Below are 16,539 nucleotides of genomic sequence, written 5' to 3'. Positions count from 1 at the left end.
GTCGCGATCCTCGCCCGGTCCGAGAACCGGACGCAGAGCAGGGAGGGCTACCCGTCCCAGCGCGTGCACTGCGCGGGCCGCCAATTCCCACCGGGTCGGATCAGTCCGGGTCGGGCATCAGACCCTGCTCACGGAGATCGTGGACCTGCCGGGCGGGCGGTGGATACGAATCGAGGTCCGAGGGGCGCGGCCCTTCCGGCCCGTCCGGTCCAACCCGGACGAAGGTCTCGACCCGGGTCACCCGGCACGGCACGCCCTGCACCTCGAAGTCGTCTGTGGACGGCGGCCGGTGCGCGGCCCGCGCACGCTCGTACGCCGCCATGACCTCCTCGATCGGGGCATTCTCGCCCGGGGCGAAGGAACCCACGGAGAAGGAACCCGCGTCCCGTGCCGCCTGCGGCGTCGGATAGGTAGCCGCCGTTCGGGGTCGCCAACCGCCGTCGACATACGCCCCGATGGTGTACTCGACCGGGAGGAGAACCACGTTGGGATGGGTGCTCACCGCGAGGCGGGAGTCGGCGCGGACATCCTCGCCGACGACGTCGGTCTGCAGGTAGCCCGAAATCATCTCCATCCGGACCAGCCCGTCGGTGAGCCCGGTACCCGCGGTCGGGTCGATGACGAACCCCTCCATCGGCGAGTTGCCCCGCTCCGCCTGGCCCGGCGGGTAGGGGTCCGGGTCGGTGGGCCGAGGCGGCTCCGGCCCGTCCGGGCCCATCCGGATGAACGGCTGGGCGCGGATGATCCGGTAGCGGCGGCCGTTGACGGTGAGCTCGTCGAGCGGCTCCCAGTCGAGCAGCTCGTACGCCGTCTCGTACGCCGCTCTCTCGGTCGCGTGCTCGGCGGTCTCCGGCAGCGCGCTGTGCAGCTTCCGGAAGTGCGACGCAAGGCCGTCGCGGGCATGCTGGGGCTCATCGTCACCGAGCTGGAGCAGCCGCCACCGACCGTCGACCTGCTCGACGAAACCGAAGACCGGCAGACCCCACATCAGCGTCGGATAGGCAAATGATCGCTCCCGGGCGTCGTCCTCGGAGAGCTCCGACACCGGGTCGTCCCGCTGCTCGATCCTGACCAGCAGATGATCAGGCACCCGCTCATCGTGATACGTCATGTACGCATTGTGTCGCCTGACCGCAGAGGCGCCGACTCGCACCGCCGCAGTGGCTGACAGACATCGTCGTGCGGTCTGCAACCCATCACGTTGCGCACGGCAGGCTCGGCTGCGGCGCTTTCGTCCTCGAACGTCACAGCACCACCCGCGTCGGTCCGAACGTCAGCCCCGGAAACGACGCAGGCGGTAGTACGCGTACCCGCAGAGAAGCACTGTGAGCAGCACGAACAGCGCCAACTCCCACCATTGAAACGTCCAATAGCGGTCGCCGGGTTGGTAGGTGACGACCTCATGGTAGTTCTCGCCGATCCGCCTGACGCAGTCGTACATCCGCTGCCGAGCGGCTTCCGAAGCCGGGCCGGCCGGGCCTTGGGGCCCTTCGCCGAGACCCGGGCAGGTCGCCCGCAGCACCTGGTCGGTGAGCGGCAGGCCGGCGGCGTTGACGACGCGGACGGACTGGATCCAGGCGTTCGGGATGTCCGGCGTCGTCGGTTCCAGTGCGCTCGGCCCGACGCCAAACAGGATGTTCCCGCCCGAGCCGTACCCGGTCGTGGCGGGGTCGAGCGGCATGGACACCACCCGCGGAGCGATCGGCACGATGTCGCGTTGGTCGAAGGTGCCGTAAACCGCCGCGGCCGCGCGGTCCAGCGGTGTGGCCCACCACGTGACGAGCGCGCTGAGCAGCGCGGTCGCCACGACGGTCACGGTGCCGACGACCGCCAGCTTCACCGCCAGCCAGCGGCTCCGACTGATGCTCTGTGTCCAGACCAGTCGGTAGGTGCCGGCCTCGAACTCCCGAGCGACCAGCGGCGCACCCCAGAACGCGCCGATCAGCGGGGGTACCACGGTCACGACGAGACCGAAGACGGTCCGCGGGGTCGTGTTGTCGAGTACGAACGCGGTGAGGGCGGGGCAGTGGGGGTCCGATCCGCAGGCGCGCTGTGCGGCTGCCGCGGCGTCGGCGAAGTGCGGCCGGGTCGCCAGGGCTACTGCGGCGACGGCCACGAGCCCGAGCACTGCGGTCCACGTCGACGTCCGGAACTGGCGGAGCGCGAGGCGGATCATGGGGCCTCCCCCGTGGTCGTGGCGATTTGGTTCGGGTGGCCTCGTCGGTCGCCCGGCCGAGCTGGTCAAGGACCACGCGCTCCAGCTCGGCCGGGGTGCCGCACAGACCGGCGATCGCGGCGGCGAGCCGGATCTGGCCCCCGGCGACGACCACCACGTCGGTGCAGATGTGGGCCAAATCGGCGACCAGGTGCGTGGAGAGCACCACTGCGCTGCCGGTGGCCGTCGCGGTCGCCACCGTTTCGTCCAGGAACGCACGGCGCGCGAGCGGATCGAGGCTGGCCACCCAAGAACCGGAGTCACCCGGTGGTCGCGGAGGTCCGTTCCGACCGGGGATCCACGACAGTGGCTGGTGGGATAGAGGCGTGCGGGTCGAGCCGGCGTTGGAGTCGTCGCAGCGGGGCGGGGGCCCACCAGTTGGCTCGCCCGGCGAGGCGCATGAATGCCGGCACCAGCATGGCGCGGATGATGGTCGCGTCGATCAGGATCGCGATCGCGATGCCGATGCCGATCATCTGGAGGTACATGACCCTGCCGGTGGCGTAGAGGGAGAATGACACGGCCAGGATGACAGCGGCAGAGGTGATCAGGGGAGCACTACGCTGCAACCCCTCCAGCACCGCTCGGGTGTTGTCGCCGGTGGCCTCGTACCGCTCCTTGATCCGGGAGAGCATGAACACCTCGTAGTCCATGGATAGTCCGTAGGCGACGCAGAACATCAGGATCGGGAAGGCGGGGTCGAGAGTGCCGATCGGCGTGAAGCCGAGCAGTGACGAGAACGCTCCTTCTTGGAAGACGAACACCAGCGCGCCGAACATGACGGAGAGGCTGAGCAGGTTCAGCACGGTGGCCTTGACCGGGATGAGCAGACTGCCCGACATCAGGAACAGCGGCACGAACGTGATGGCGAGGATCAGCGCGGCGACCAGCGGCACCCGTTCCATCAAGGTGGAGCGGAAGTCGGTCAACTCGGCCGGGTACCCGCCGACCAGCACGCGCTCGAACGGCGCCGGCTCGGCCCGGATCCGCTCGACGAGTTCGGAGACCTCGGTGCCGGCGAGCACGTGGCGGGTCGGGATCGCCTCCAGACGGGTGCCCGTGGCACTGGTCAACCGTTCTGGTTTCGGTGCCGGGCGTGCCAGCGTACCGTCGACGAAGACGCCGACGGCCGAGTTGACCTGCGCGATGCCGTCGATGCGCGAGAGTCGGGCGGCGTAGTCGGCGGCCCTGGCGTCCGGGCGTCCGGCTGGGGCGAGGATGTGAATGGCGTCGTTCGCCTCCTGGGCGAAGTTGGCCCGTAGCTCGTCGTACGCCTGGCGGGTGGACGCCGACGGCGGCAACACCCGGTCGTCGGGCAGGCCGATCCGTAGCCCCAGCGCCGGCGCGCCGAGCACCGCGATCAGGACGAGCCCGGCGGTGCCGAACAGCAGCGGCCGTCGCATCACGCGGGCACCGAAGCCGTACCAGCGCCGGCCACTGGCCGCGCCGGGCGATGCGCCGCGGGGCATCGCCCGGGGGCCGAGCACGGCGAGCGCCCCGGGCAGCAGGGTCAGCGAGCCGAGCACCGCCATCGCGACGACCAGGACGCCCGCGTAGGCGAAGGAGCGCAGGAAGGGGTACGGGAACACGAGCCGCCTACGGCGGTGACCGGCAGCTACGCCGCGACCTGCAAAGCCACGGAGTGGGTTACGTCCTGGCCGTGGCCAAGAGTCACCGCGTCACCGCCCGCCCGGTCGACGGTCCGGTCCGCGCCGACCGCCTCGCCACCGACCTCCCCGCCCGAGCGTGAAACCGGCTGTCCGCCGGAGCCGGTCAAAAGGGGCCCGCGACTACGACTGGGCCTGGACCGGCATCACCGCACCCCTCGACGAGAGCACCGGCCATCACTGGCTGCTGATCCGCCGCCGGATCAGCGACGGCGAGCTGGCGTTCTACCGCTGCTGGTCACCCCGACCCGTCCCGCTGCGAGTGCTGGTGCGGGTGGCCGGGACCCGCTGGTCGATCGAGACCTGCTTCCAGACCGGCAAGACCATCAGCCTGGACGAACCCCCGGTCCGCCGCTGGCACGCCTGGCACCGACACGTCACCCTCGTCATGCTCGCCCAAGTCATCCTGACCGTGATCGCCGCCCACGAACGTGACGACCGTCCCGCAACCGACCAGAGAGCGATCCCGTTGACCCTGCCCGAAATCCGCCGCCTCTTCGCGAAGCTGATCACCAACACCGTCCACCCGATCAGCCACTAGCTGACCTGGTCACACTGGCGACGCCAACACCAAGCACGTGCCCGGACCAGCCACTACCGCAGCCGCACCCAGCCGACCAATCAACCAGCATCTACATAACGATCCCGGGCTGCCGTGTTAAGCAGCCGTCAACGGTTACGCGTCGATCTTGGTGGGCCAGGCGAGCATAGCGGCTTCGGCAACGGCGAGAAGTTCATCCGTGCCAGCGCCGTCGCGCGCGTGCTGGGACATGCCCTGCAAGATGACGCCGACGAGGACGGCCAGACGGTCGACGTCGGTGCCGGCGGGCAGCCGGCCGTCGGCGACATCCGCCTCGATCCGCTTTCGCAGCGCGGTGATGTTGGCGGCCCGTTGGGCGCGCAGCAGTTCGGTGATGTCAGCCGACGCTGCGGTGCAGTTGACGGCCGCGCTGATGACGAGGCAACCAGGTGGATGCTCGGGCCGGGTGTACTCCACGGCAGCGGCGCGTAGCGCGCGGGCGACGCCGTCGCGCACGGACTCCTCCGCCGCGAGTGCCGTCGCGAAGAACGCGCCGTGAGTCTGCTGATAGCGCTCGACCACCTCGCGGAACAAAGTCTTCTTGTCGCCGAACGCCGCGTAGAGGCTGGGTGGCGTGATGCCCATGGCCGCGGTGAGTTCGGCCACCGACACCGGCTCGAAGCCCCGTTGCCAGAACTCGTGCAGCGCCGTCAACAGGGCCTGGTCCCGATCGAAGGCTCGGGGCCGGCCACGCCGGCGGGGACGATCATTGGCCATTGACACATTCTATAGCGCTCGCTAGCCTGATGCTCAGACAATACATAGTGAGCACTACAGAAAGGTCTCACGGCAACATGGCACTGCTCAACGGCAAGACTGCTCTGGTCACGGGCGGCAGCCGAGGCATCGGTCGGGCAATCGCCACACGACTCGCGGCGGACGGCGCCCTCGTCGCCGTCCACTACGGCACCAACGAGGCAGCCGCGAACGACATCATCACTGCCATCACCGAATCCGGCGGCCGCGCGTTCGCGGTCCGCGCTGAACTGGGTGTACCCGGCGACGCACAGGCGCTGTGGTCCGCCTTCAACGCCGGCCTCACCGAATCCGGCGCCGAACCGGGCGTCGACATTGTGGTCAACAACGCCGGCATCGCGAACTCCAACGACCTAGCCCGCACGACCGAGGCCGAATTCGACAAGATCTTCGCCGTGAACGTGAAAGCCCCGTTCTTTATCCTTCAGCAGGCCCTGAACCAGTTGCGGGACAACGGCCGGGTCATCAATATCTCCTCCGGCACCACCCGCATCGCCGCACCCGCGATCGTCACCTACTCGCTGACCAAGGGCGCCATCAACACTCTCACTTTCACCCTTGCCAAGCAGCTCGGCGAACGCGGTATCACGGTCAACTCAGTGGTCCCCGGCATCGTCGACGTCGACAGCAACGCCGCATGGCTGCGGGACAACCCCGAACAACTCGCTTTCTGGGGCTCCTTCTCCGCGTTCAACCGGGTCGGCCAACCCGCCGACATCGCCGACGTGGTGGCCTTCCTCGCTTCCGACGAGGCCCGCTGGGTCACCGGCCAGCATCTCGACGCCACCGGCGGCGCACACCTGTGAACACATCCCTATGCGGAAAAGCCGCATTGCGGGCACTGTCGGGACTCGTTGGCCAGCACGTCTGGACGGCCCTCAGTGCTGACCCGGCACCCGTGATTCTTGCGTCCAGACGCCCGCTCGATCAGGTGCGCACATCTGCCGCAGATAACGCGCAGTCCCGGCAGCACGAGTCGTCACTGTACGTGAGCGAGCTGCGGTCGGATTGACGACCACGCGGGACTGGTCTATTTCGTAGCGCGGCCAAGTCCGACCAGCCCCAGGCCACTAGATGGGCGACCGAGCCATCGGCACGGTGCCGCCCTAACCAACAGGCCGCTGCCGTGAGGCCGGCATCGGAATTGTCAACGCCCGCAATCGCCCGCAACGTCGGCATCTTCAGCATCGCCGAACAACCACTGCCAGCCAACGAGGCTGACAACGCGGTCCGTGGCTTCCACCGCCTGCTCTGCCAACCCGCATGTTTCGGTTGCCGCGCAACGCAACTGTCGCCATGACGCTCCGCCAGGGTTGTCGGCAACGCTACCCGTAACGGCACAGCGCCTCCGGATAAGCAACCGCTAACGGGCAACGGACATCGTCCAAGTCATGGCGCGGCTCCACACCCTCGAAGCCCTCGCGCGGTTGAACCACGACGACCGCCGGCGCGGGCCCGGCCAACGCGCTCATCGAGAAAACGACAGATCGGTGAGAAGATGCGACCGACAAACGGTAAGAACGTCCGGCCGACCGCAGGTCATCGGCCTGCCCGACGACAGGATCACCGAGGAAGTCGACCGACACGATCCACTCGACCGGTTGGCCGCTCGTCGAACACGATCGCTCAAGGATCCCACCGATGAGGTCGGCGGAACACGATCTGCCGGCCGTGCAGCGCTCGGGCGACCAGGATCAATCTGCTTGGGAGCGCGGGGCGGCGGCTCGATTGCTGCGGCCCGGTGGGATTGTTCAGCTTGTGGGGTGGGGGTCCTCGGTGAACGCCGCGGCGTGGTCGGCGGCCCACTGCCGGAACGTTCGCGGCGGCGTTCCGAGGATGTCGGCCACCGTGGAGGTGACATACGCCGGCTGCCCCATCGCGGCGTTCCATGCGGCCAGCAGCATGTCCACCGCCGGGCGCGCGGCTTCCGGGGTCTCGCGCCGGAACTCGTCGGACGACAGTTCCTCGAACGCGATCGGGCGGCCCAGGACGTCTGCGATGATGTCTACCTGTTCGGCCTGACTGAGGGACTCGGGGCCGGTCAGGACGTAGTCGCCGCCGGCGTGTCCGTCCTCGTACAGCGTCCGCGCGACGACCGCAGCCACGTCTCTATCGTCGATGGGGGCCGTCTCGGCCGCGCCGTACGGCCACCGGACCGGGCTGTCGGCACGGATCGCGGCGGCCCACCAGAGCAGGGTGTTCGACGCGAACATTCCCGGCCGGATGATCGTCGAGTCGAGTCCGGCGCCGGCGATGAGCCGCTCGATCTCGGCGTGCAGCGCCGCCATCGGGTTCGGTTGCTGGAAGAACGGGTGCGGGGTCCGGTGCGGCGCGGACAAATAGACGACCCGCTGTGCGTGGGCGGCCAGCCGGTCGACGACGGCCGCCGCGCTCTGCGGCGGGGCGGTCCACACCAGGAAGACCGTACTGACGGCGTCCAGCGCGGCGTCGAGCGATTCGGGCACGGTGAGATCGCCGGTGACGATCTCGATGTTGGTGGGCAGCGTCGCCGCCGTCTCGGAACGGCGCACGAGGGCCCGGACCGGCACGCCCGCGTCGGTCAGCAGGTCGACCACGGAGCGTCCGACCCGGCCGGTCGCCCCGGTGACGAGCACTCGAGGTCCGTCAACAGGTGTCATGGCAACCTCGCCAGCACTGACGTGGCGCGGCGGGTGTCTGTCTGTTCCATGGTCCGATCAAATCGTTACCGAGTTAAAAATGCAACCCGGTAATGGATGTTACCTTGGCGGGGTGACCGAACCGGTCGGGCTGCGGGCCCGCAAGAAGGCGCGAACCCGGGACGTGATCGCTGATGCGGCGATCTCGCTGTTCCTGGCGAACGGCTTCGACCAGGTGTCGGTGTCCGACATCGCCGCGGCGGCCGAGGTGTCGAAGCCGACCCTGTTCCGCTACTTCGCGACGAAGGAAGACCTGATCCTGCACCGGTTCATGGACCACCAGGGCGAGGCCGCACGCGTGGTACGCGACCGCCAGTCCGACCTGGCACCGCTGACGGCGTTGCACCGGCGCTTCCGGGCCGGCCTCGAACGCTTTGAGCCGGTCACCGGCCTCAACGACCACCCCGAGGTGGTGGCGTTTCACCGGCTGGTGTTCGCCACACCGAGCCTGGCGGGACGACTCATGCAGTACATGCTCGACGACGAGGACGCGCTGGCCGCCGTCCTCGACCGAGGCATCGCGGCCCGACTACAAGCCGCCCAGGTGATCGCGGTTCAACGCGTACTGGCCCGGACCAACTGGCAGAAGATCGCCGACGGGCGGACCGCACGCGATGTCCAGCCCGAGGCAGTCACCGACGCGGACCGGGCCTTCGCCCAACTACGCCATGGAACGGACAGCTCCTAGCCCCGCTGCGGCGACAGCTCACGATCGATCTCGGCCTGCACCTGCAGCGCATCAGCCCTTCAGGAGCTCCCGCGCCATGACGATCCGCTGCACCTGGTTCGTGCCTTCGTAGATCTGGGTGATCTTGGCGTCGCGCATCATCCGCTCGACGGGGTAGTCCCGCGTGTAGCCGTAACCGCCCAGCAGCTGCACCGCGTCCGTGGTGATCTCCATGGCGGCGTCGGAGGCGAAGCACTTGGCCGCCGCGCCGAAGTAGGTAAGGTCGGCGTCGCCCCGCTCGGACTTGCCGGCCGCCGCGTAGGTGAGCTGCCGGGCGGCTTCCAGCTTCATGCCCATGTCGGCGAGCATGAACTGGACGCCCTGGAACTCGGCAACCGCCTTGCCGAACTGTCGACGCTCGGCCACGTACCCCTTGGCGTAGTCGAGCGCGCCCTGCGCGATCCCGACGGCCTGCGCGGCGATGGTGACCCGGGTGTGATCCAGGGTCTTCATCGCGGTGGCGAAGCCGGTGCCCTCCGCGCCGATCATCCGGTCGGCGGGGATCCGCACGTTGTCGAGGTAGACCTCGCGGGTGGGCGAGCCCTTGATGCCGAGCTTCTTCTCGGGTGCGCCGAAGCTCACGCCGGGATCGGACTTCTCGACTACAAATGCCGAAATGCCCCGAGAGCGGGCGGTCGGGTCGGTGACGGCGAAGACGGTGTAGAACTCGGACACGCCCGCATTGGTGATCCACCGCTTCACGCCGTTGAGCACCCAGTGATCCCCGTCACGAACCGCGCGGGTCGTCATCGACGCGGCGTCGCTGCCCGCCTCGGGCTCGGAGAGGCAGTACGAGAACATCGCCGCACCGGAGGCGACAGGCGTCAGGTAGCGGCGCTTGATCTCCTCGGAACCGGACAACAACAGCGGCATCGTGCCGAGTTTGTTCACCGCGGGGATCAGCGAGGAGGACGCGCAGGCGCGGGCCACCTCCTCGATCACGATGGCGGTGGCCAGCGCGTCGGCGCCGGCACCGCCGTACTCCTCGGGGATGTGCGGGGCGTGGAAGTCGGCGGCCCGCAGCGCCTCGTAGGACGCCTTGGGGAACTCCCCGGTCTCGTCTGCCTCGGTGGCGTGCGGGGCGACCTTCGCCGTGCAGACGGCACGTGCGGCCTCCCGGATCGCCTGGTGCTCCTCGGGCAACTGGTAGACGTCGAACGACTCGCCTGCGGCCATGTTGGCCCCTCCCCTTCACCGCTATCATGCGCAGTCTCTGACGACTCCGGACCGCCGACCGCGCAGACTGAAGACTAGCGACTGCAGTTCAAGTGATGTTACCGGCGCGTAGGTATGGGCATGAGGGTGCACCCAGGCCGCTGGGCAATGATGGAGGACAACAGTGAGCCACCCCTCCGGTGCCCCGCCAGGCGCCGCAGCAGAATGCGACGCGACGACGCGCCGCCAGTGCGAGCGGAGAAGACAGGCGTGACGATCCCCTACCCCACCATCCAGCCGACCCCCGCCATCGCCGCGGTGACACCGCCCTCGGGCGCGCCTCGGCCGCGGGTGACGTTCCTGGGGACTGGTTACCTCGGTGCGACGTACGCCATCTGCTACGCCGAACTGGGCTACGACGTGCTCGGGTTCGACGTCGACGCCGACAAGATCGCGATGCTGAACGCCGGGCAGGTGCCGATCCACGAGCCCGGCCTGGACGAGCTGCTGCGGCGCAACCTCGCCGCCGGCCGCCTCCGCTTCAGCACCGACATCGCCGAGACCGCCGACTTCGGTGACGTGCACTTCATCTGCGTCGGCACCCCGCAGCGGGCCGACGGGATGGGCGCCGACCTGTCGTACGTCGAGGCGTCGGTCACCAGCCTCGCGCAGCACCTGACCCGCAAGGCGCTGATCGTCGGCAAGTCCACGGTGCCGGTCGGCACCGCCGAGTGGGTGGAGCAGCTGGTCGGCAAGCACACCCGCCTCGACCTGGGCGTCGAGGTGGCGTGGAGCCCCGAGTTCCTCCAGGAGGGCTTCGCCGTCGACGACGTCCTGCGCCCCAACCGGATCGTGGTCGGCGTCAAGAGCGAGTGGGCCAACGGCATGCTCTACGCCGCGCACAAGGGCGTGTTCGACCTGGCCGCCACCGAGGACCGCGAGGTGCCGCTGGTGGTCACCGACTTCGCCACCGCCGAGCTGGTCAAGGTCGCCGCGAACGCCTTCCTGGCCACCAAGATCTCGTTCATCAACGCGATGGCCGAGGTCTGCGAGGCCTCCGGCGGCGACGTCACCCAACTGGCCCGCGCGATCGGTTACGACCCACGGATCGGCAACCGGTTCCTCCAGTCCGGCCTCGGCTTCGGTGGCGCCTGTCTGCCCAAGGACATCCGGGCCTTCCAGGCCCGCGCCCAGGAGTTGGGTGCCGGCGAGGCGCTGCGCTTCCTGCACGAGGTCGACCTGATCAACCTGCGCCGTCGTACCCGGGTGTTGCAGCTCGCCGCGGATCTGCTCGGCCGCCGCTCCGGTCCGGCCGGTCCGGACTTCTCCGGCACCCGGATCGCCGTGCTCGGTGCGACCTTCAAGCCCAACACCGACGACGTCCGCGACGCTCCGGCGCTCGCCGTCGCCGCACTGCTGCACAAGGCCGGCGCCGAGGTGCACGTGTACGACCCGCAGGGCACCGAGAACGCCCGCCGTGCGGTGCCGGAGTTGACCTACGAGACCGGCATCAACGAGGCGGTCACCGGCGCCGACCTAGTGTGCGTCCTCACCGAGTGGGCCGACTTCCGCAACGCCGACCCGGTCGCGCTCGGTGAGTTGGTCAACGGCCGCAAGGTGGTCGACGGTCGAAACTGCCTCGACTCGGCGCTCTGGACCCAGGCCGGATGGGAGTACCGGGGCATGGGCCGCCCCTGATCGACAGGCGTTCGCCGGCCGGCCATCGAGCATCTCGGTGGCCGGCCGGTGTCGTTGTTTGCCCCGGACCCGCCGACAAGAGTCGAAATCCGCGCCAGCTTTGGGCATGCTGCGACAGTGGGAGTCCACAGTGCGGGTGGAGGGGTGTCGTGGCGACCTTTCAGTGCTCCTCGTGCGGTCGGGAGATCAAGCCGGCCGTCCAGTGCCCGCATTGCGGGGCTGACCAGCCGCAGTGGGTCGAGCACCTCGCGGATATCGAGCGTTCGATCGCGGAGATGAAGGCGCGCGACGCCGCCATCGCCCGCGAGCAGCGGCAGATCGCCGCGAAGATGCAGGCCGCGCTCTTCCAGCGGGACATCCTCGCGCACGCCGGGGAGGAACGACTCAAGCAGGCCACCCGGCCGCGCCGGGTGCTCCGCCGCCGCCCCGGCCGTCGGCCGCCGACGGCCACCACCGGGGCGCCGCCCCGGGTGCCCCGCCAGGGCACTCCGCCCGCGCCGGAGGACCCGCCGCCTCCGCCGCCGCGGGCGAGTTGGCTGGACGCGGACGATCCGGAGCATCCTCCGGAGGCCTCGTCACGCGAGGTACAGAACATCCCCCTCGGGTTGGGCGCGTTGCTGCTCGCGGTCTCCGCGGTGGTCTTCGCCGTGGTCGCCACCAGCTCGATGGACGCACTGGCCCGGCTCGGCATCCTGCTCCTGGCCACCGTGCTGATGCTGCTCGCCCCGCCGGCGCTGGCCCGCCGGGGGCTCACCTCCACCGCCGAGACCATCGCCGCGGTCGGCCTGCTGCTGGTGCCGCTTGCCGGCAACGCCCTCTGGGCCGTGGACCGGATCGGCGCCGGCGGCGCGTCCGGCACGGTCTTCGCCGGGGTGATCTTCGCGGTCACCGCCGCCGTCGCGTTCGGGTACGCCGGCTGGACGGGTCTGCGCGCGCCCCGCTTCGCCACCGTGCTCGCCGCGCAGCCGGTGCTGCCGCTGCTGGCGTACGACCGGATCACCGGCCCGGGCGGCTGGGCGCTGGTGCTGGCCCTGGTCGCCCTCGTCGACCTCTGGCTGGCCCGCTCCGGCGTTGCCCTGGAACGCCCCGTCCCGCAGGACCTGCCGCCCTCGGACACCACCACGTCGACACCCCGGCAGCGCGGCGCCGAGACCCGGCCGGAGGGCGACCCGGAGGAAGCCGCCGAGCTGATCGACGCCAGCGCGGGTTCCGCCGACACACGACCGTCCCGTCCGGTTCCCGGCCTGCGCGAGCTGACCTGGCTGCTGCACGCGGTGGCGGTCGCGGTCGCCCTGGCGTACGCGACCACCGCCCTCCTCCGGGCGCAGACCGTGCCGACCGCGACCGGCGCCGGGGTGGTGCTGCTGCTGGCCGCCATGGTCGGGCTGGCCGGCGCGCTGGTGCTGCGCCGACCGCCGCTGCCCGACGTCGCGGCGGGCATCGTCACCCTCGCCGTGATCGGCGCGCTCAGTCGGATCGCCTCGGTGGCCTACCCGGGTCGTGCGCTGCTGTTGATCGCGGCGGTCATCACGGTGACCGGGCTGGCCGTGCGTGCGGTGCCCGAGGCGGCCCGCCGCGGCCCGCAGATCGCCTCGGCGGTGGCGCTGACCGTCAGCGGGCTGGTGGTCGCCGGAGGCGCGCTACGCGCCGGGTTGGCACCGGTCCGGGCGGCACTGCCCGCCTGGGATGCCGACCTCGGCCGGTATCCGGCCGAGTTGGCGGCGGCCGTCGGGCCGACCTCCTGGCAGTTGGCCGGCGCGGCGTTCCTGCTCACCATCGCGGCGGTGCTGGCCCTGCCCACGGAGATCCGCAGCGAGTTCGCGGTCGCCGGCGCGGCGCTGACCGCGTTGGCCGTGCCGGCGTCGCTCGGCCTCGGCTGGGCGATGGCGCCCTGGCCGATGGTGGTCACCGCGATCGGCATCGGGGTCATCGGCCTCTCCGCCCGCACCGACCGGGCCGCGGCGGCGCACGCCATCGGGGCGGCCGTGGTGGGCCTGCTCGGCGCCGGCGCCAGCCTGTCCCGCCCCGCCCTCACCGCCGCGGTCCTGCTCACCCTGTTCGCGGCCGGCACGCTTGTCGCGCTGGCACCCCGGATCCGGATCGCCTCGGCCGCCTCCGACACGGTCACCGCCTGGGCCGCCGGAGGCGCGGCGTTCGCGCTGCCCGGTGCGGTGGCCGCGTTCGTGGCCGCCAGCATGCCGATCGACCCGACCCCCACCCCGGCCAGCCTCCGGGAGGTGACAGTCCCGGTCCTGGCGGCCAGTTTCCTGGCGGTCTGCGTGACCCTCGGCTACGCGGCCATCGTGCAGGTCTCCCAGCGCCGCATCCCCGCACCGCTGTCGGTCGGCACCGGGTTGGGCGCGTTGCTGGTCACCGCCGCCGCGTTCGGGGCGCCCGGTGCGACAGTCGCCGACGCCTGGGTGGGCGCGTTACTGCTGGTCGCGGCGGTGCTGCTCTTCCTGGCCCCGTCCATCGACGCCGGCCGTCGCGCCGACCTCACCCTCGACGGCTCGGACCTGGCCGCCGCGGCGGTCACCACCGCCCTGATCGCCACGCTGGTGCGGATCGGGGCGGTGTTCGCCCCGGGCGGGCAGTTGGCGGTGGCCGCCGCCCTGCTCCTGGTGGTCGCCGTGGGGGCACGCACCATGCCGGAGGAGTGGCGACGCGGGCCGATCCTCGGCCTCGCCGTCGGCGGTCTCCTCATCGGCGTCCTCGCCGGTTGGTCGGCGGCGCGCGGTGGGGTCGGCGTGCTGGCCACGCCCGGTCCGATCTGGCAGGGCGACCTGAGCGGCTGGCCGGCCTCGCCCGTGGGCGGCGCCACCTGGCAGGCACCCGTCGCGCTGGCGCTGTTGGCTCTCGCCGCCGGCATCCTGCTCCCCCCGCCCTGGCGGTGGGACGTGTCCGGCGGGGCCGTGGTGCTGGCCACGATCGGCGCGCCGGCCGCGTTCGATCTGGCCTGGTGGTCGCCGGTGCTGGTGGGCGGAATGGTCGCCACCGTCTACGGGATGGCCGCGGTGGCCACGGAGGAGGCGCGGGCCGGGCTGTCCCGGGCGACCGTGGCCGGGGTGGTCGCGCTGCACGCCGCCGGAGCCGGCCTGGTCCGGCCCTGGACCACGGCACTGGCCCTGGGCAGCATCGCGCTGATCGGCGTGGTGGTGGCGATGCTGGCACGTGTCCTGGCCGGCCCACAGGTGACCGACATCGACACCGAGGGGATGCCACCGCACCTGGTGCTGATCGGTGGCGCGGCGATCGGTGGCGCGTTGCTCGCCCTTCCCGGTGCGGTGGCGGCACTGGCCGCCGAATTCGACAACTCGACGCAGGTGGTGCTGACCGCCGCGCTGGCCGCGTCCAGCCTCGGCCTGGCCGCCGTGGCCGCGGTCCGCCGGCAGGTGCCGCAATATCTGCCCTGGGTCAGCGTCGCGGTGGTCGGCGGGGCCAGCATCAGCGCCCTCGCCGCCATCCCCACCGGCCTCCCCGCGGGTGTCTACGCGGCCGCCGCCGCCCTGCTGGGCGTGCTGGCCGAGCTGATCCGCGCGGCCACCGTGCCGCCCGCCGGCTCCGCCCAGCCGGTCCGGCGCTGGGCGGTACGCCTCGACGGCGCGCTACGGCGACTGCCGGACGACCCGGAGCGACGCCGTTGGCGGGTCAACCCGGCGGCGGGTGCGCTGGCCGCGGCGGCCCTGCCGACCGCCCTGGCCCTCGTCTCGATCGCACCCGCGCTGTTCACCGCGCTTGTCGAGCCACACCGCACCCTGACCCGGATCTGGCAGGGCCCACCGCCGGAGCTGCTCACCCCACCACCGGACGTGGTCAATCCGACCCACGTGCTGACGGCGCTGCTGCTCACCGCGACCGCGGCACTCGCCGCCACCGGCTTCAGCGGTGGTCGACGTTCCCGTGCCGTCCCGGTGGTGCTGCCCGGAGCCGCCGTCACGCTGCTGATCGCACCCATCGCGCTGGGCTGGGCCTGGCCCGCCAGCACCGTTGCCGCGCTCTCCGTCTTCACCATCGCGATGCTCGGCCTCGCGCTGACCCCACCGCCGCCGCTCGTCGAACGGGCCCGCTCGCTGCGGCTGGCCCGGGTGCTGGTGTTCGTCATGGGTCTGGCCGGTGGCAGCGCCGGGCTCGCCGGCAGCCTGGCCGACCGGCACATGACCCTGTTCACCCTCGGCAGCGGTGTCGGCGTCGGCATGGTGGCGGCCCTGTTCGGCACCACCCAACGGGCGCGCATCCTCGGCTGGCTCTTCGCCTCACTCATGGCGCAGCTCTTCGTCCTCACCGTCGGCCTGGTCGCCGGGCTGGCCGCGGTCTGGTCCGCGTTCGGAGTGCTCGCCGTGGGGGCGGTCCTCCAGGTGCTCGCCGCGACCCTGCCTCGGCTGCGCCGCCCCGAGGCGCAGCGGGAAGCCTCCACCGTGGAATGGACCGGGTACGCTGCGGCGCTCATCGCGTTGGCGCTCGCCTTCGACTCGCCCCGACACATCGCCGCCCTGCTGGCCGCCTGGGGTGCGGTCCTCGGCGTGGCAGCGACCCGGCCCGGTCGCCGGCCGGTGGAACGCCGGATCCTGTTCTGGGCGGTGGTGGTCTGCGAGATCACCGCGTGGTGGATCCTGATGCGGGTCGCCGAGGTGGCGCTGCCCGAGGCGTACACGCTGCCGTTCGCCGCGCTGGCCCTCCTCGTTGGCGTCCTGGAGCTGCGGCACCGACCGGACCTGAGCAGTTGGGTGGCGTACGGGCCGGCACTGGTAGCCACCTTCGTGCCGACGTTGGCCATCGTGCTGGCCACCGAGTCCAGCACGCTGCGGCAGATGCTCCTGCTGCTCGGCGCGGTCGCAGTGTTGATCTTCGGCTCGTCCAGCCGTCAGCAGGCACCGGTGATCGTCGGCGCGTCGGTCACCGCGATCACCGCGATCCACGCCCTGTTCAGCCTCGGCCCGTGGCTGGTGCTCATTCCGGTGGGCATCCTGCTCCTCGTGCTCGGCGCGAGCAACGAACGCCGCCGCCGCGCCCAGGAACGCCTACAAACCGCCCTACGCGGCATGAGATAAACCGGAGGGTCACGG

The 16,539-nt window shown here is 71.0% G+C and carries 11 protein-coding genes; 5 read left to right on the top strand and 6 right to left on the bottom strand.

All coding sequences use genetic code 11. The annotated features are described in order from the left end of the window. Positions 1-100: 100 nt before the first annotated feature. The 3 genes from AB0B57_RS33200 to AB0B57_RS33190 form a co-directional block, all read right to left on the bottom strand. On the bottom strand, positions 101-1,111 hold the full coding sequence (locus tag AB0B57_RS33200; RefSeq protein WP_357079050.1) for a DUF5954 family protein: 1,011 nt from the start codon (positions 1,109-1,111) through the stop codon (positions 101-103). A 162-nt stretch (positions 1,112-1,273) separates the two neighbouring features. Then, positions 1,274-2,176: a hypothetical protein gene (locus AB0B57_RS33195; protein WP_357079047.1), complete on the bottom strand. Its 903-nt coding sequence runs from the start codon at positions 2,174-2,176 to the stop codon at positions 1,274-1,276. A 299-nt stretch (positions 2,177-2,475) separates the two neighbouring features. Further along, complete coding sequence (locus AB0B57_RS33190) at positions 2,476-3,804, bottom strand: MMPL family transporter (protein ID WP_357079044.1); 1,329 nt, start codon at positions 3,802-3,804, stop codon at positions 2,476-2,478. A gap of 157 nt (positions 3,805-3,961) precedes the next feature. Here AB0B57_RS33190 and AB0B57_RS33185 point away from each other — a divergent pair, with 157 nt between their 5' ends. Then, on the top strand, positions 3,962-4,423 hold the full coding sequence (locus AB0B57_RS33185; protein WP_357079041.1) for a hypothetical protein: 462 nt from the start codon (positions 3,962-3,964) through the stop codon (positions 4,421-4,423). Positions 4,424-4,558: 135 nt separating this feature from the next. Here the strand turns inward: AB0B57_RS33185 and AB0B57_RS33180 are convergent, their stop codons facing one another. Then, positions 4,559-5,116, bottom strand: a complete 558-nt coding sequence (locus tag AB0B57_RS33180) for a TetR/AcrR family transcriptional regulator (protein ID WP_357079037.1) — start codon at positions 5,114-5,116, stop codon at positions 4,559-4,561. Between the two features lie 140 nt (positions 5,117-5,256). On the opposite strand from AB0B57_RS33180, the gene AB0B57_RS33175 reads away from it, so the two are divergent. Then, the gene (locus AB0B57_RS33175; RefSeq protein ID WP_357079034.1) at positions 5,257-6,024 is read left to right on the top strand and encodes an SDR family oxidoreductase; all 768 of its coding nucleotides are present in this window, start codon (positions 5,257-5,259) and stop codon (positions 6,022-6,024) included. 945 nt (positions 6,025-6,969) lie between these two features. Here AB0B57_RS33175 and AB0B57_RS33170 read toward each other — a convergent pair. Further along, a complete protein-coding gene (locus AB0B57_RS33170) occupies positions 6,970-7,857 on the bottom strand; it encodes an NAD(P)H-binding protein (RefSeq protein ID WP_357079031.1) in 888 nt (295 codons plus the stop codon). Between the two features lie 112 nt (positions 7,858-7,969). Here AB0B57_RS33170 and AB0B57_RS33165 point away from each other — a divergent pair, with 112 nt between their 5' ends. Further along, entirely contained in the window at positions 7,970-8,584 is a 615-nt protein-coding gene (locus AB0B57_RS33165) for a TetR family transcriptional regulator (protein WP_357079028.1), read from the top strand. A 51-nt stretch (positions 8,585-8,635) separates the two neighbouring features. Here the strand turns inward: AB0B57_RS33165 and AB0B57_RS33160 are convergent, their stop codons facing one another. Further along, complete coding sequence (locus tag AB0B57_RS33160) at positions 8,636-9,799, bottom strand: acyl-CoA dehydrogenase family protein (protein WP_357079025.1); 1,164 nt, start codon at positions 9,797-9,799, stop codon at positions 8,636-8,638. 249 nt (positions 9,800-10,048) lie between these two features. Here AB0B57_RS33160 and AB0B57_RS33155 point away from each other — a divergent pair, with 249 nt between their 5' ends. Both AB0B57_RS33155 and AB0B57_RS33150 read left to right on the top strand, forming a co-directional pair. Further along, entirely contained in the window at positions 10,049-11,476 is a 1,428-nt protein-coding gene (locus tag AB0B57_RS33155) for a UDP-glucose/GDP-mannose dehydrogenase family protein (RefSeq protein ID WP_357079022.1), read from the top strand. A 149-nt stretch (positions 11,477-11,625) separates the two neighbouring features. Beyond that, a complete protein-coding gene (locus AB0B57_RS33150; RefSeq protein ID WP_357079019.1) occupies positions 11,626-16,524 on the top strand; it encodes a permease in 4,899 nt (1,632 codons plus the stop codon). Positions 16,525-16,539: the final 15 nt, after the last annotated feature.

Source organism: Micromonospora sp. NPDC049101 (assembly GCF_040648675.1).
Taxonomy (GTDB): Bacteria; Actinomycetota; Actinomycetes; order Mycobacteriales; family Micromonosporaceae; genus Micromonospora.
The sequence above is the reverse complement of the archived record's forward strand: the minus strand, read 5'-3'. Positions and strand labels throughout refer to the sequence as shown.

What these genes read in the sequence shown, in the direction of transcription:
- AB0B57_RS33200 (WP_357079050.1), bottom strand. Translation starts at nt 1,111, where the DNA reads ATGACGTATCACGATGAGCGGGTGCCTGATCATCTGCTGGTCAGGATC.
- AB0B57_RS33195 (WP_357079047.1), bottom strand. Translation starts at nt 2,176, where the DNA reads ATGATCCGCCTCGCGCTCCGCCAGTTCCGGACGTCGACGTGGACCGCA.
- AB0B57_RS33175 (WP_357079034.1), top strand. Translation starts at nt 5,257, where the DNA reads ATGGCACTGCTCAACGGCAAGACTGCTCTGGTCACGGGCGGCAGCCGA.
- AB0B57_RS33170 (WP_357079031.1), bottom strand. Translation starts at nt 7,857, where the DNA reads ATGACACCTGTTGACGGACCTCGAGTGCTCGTCACCGGGGCGACCGGC.
- AB0B57_RS33160 (WP_357079025.1), bottom strand. Translation starts at nt 9,799, where the DNA reads ATGGCCGCAGGCGAGTCGTTCGACGTCTACCAGTTGCCCGAGGAGCAC.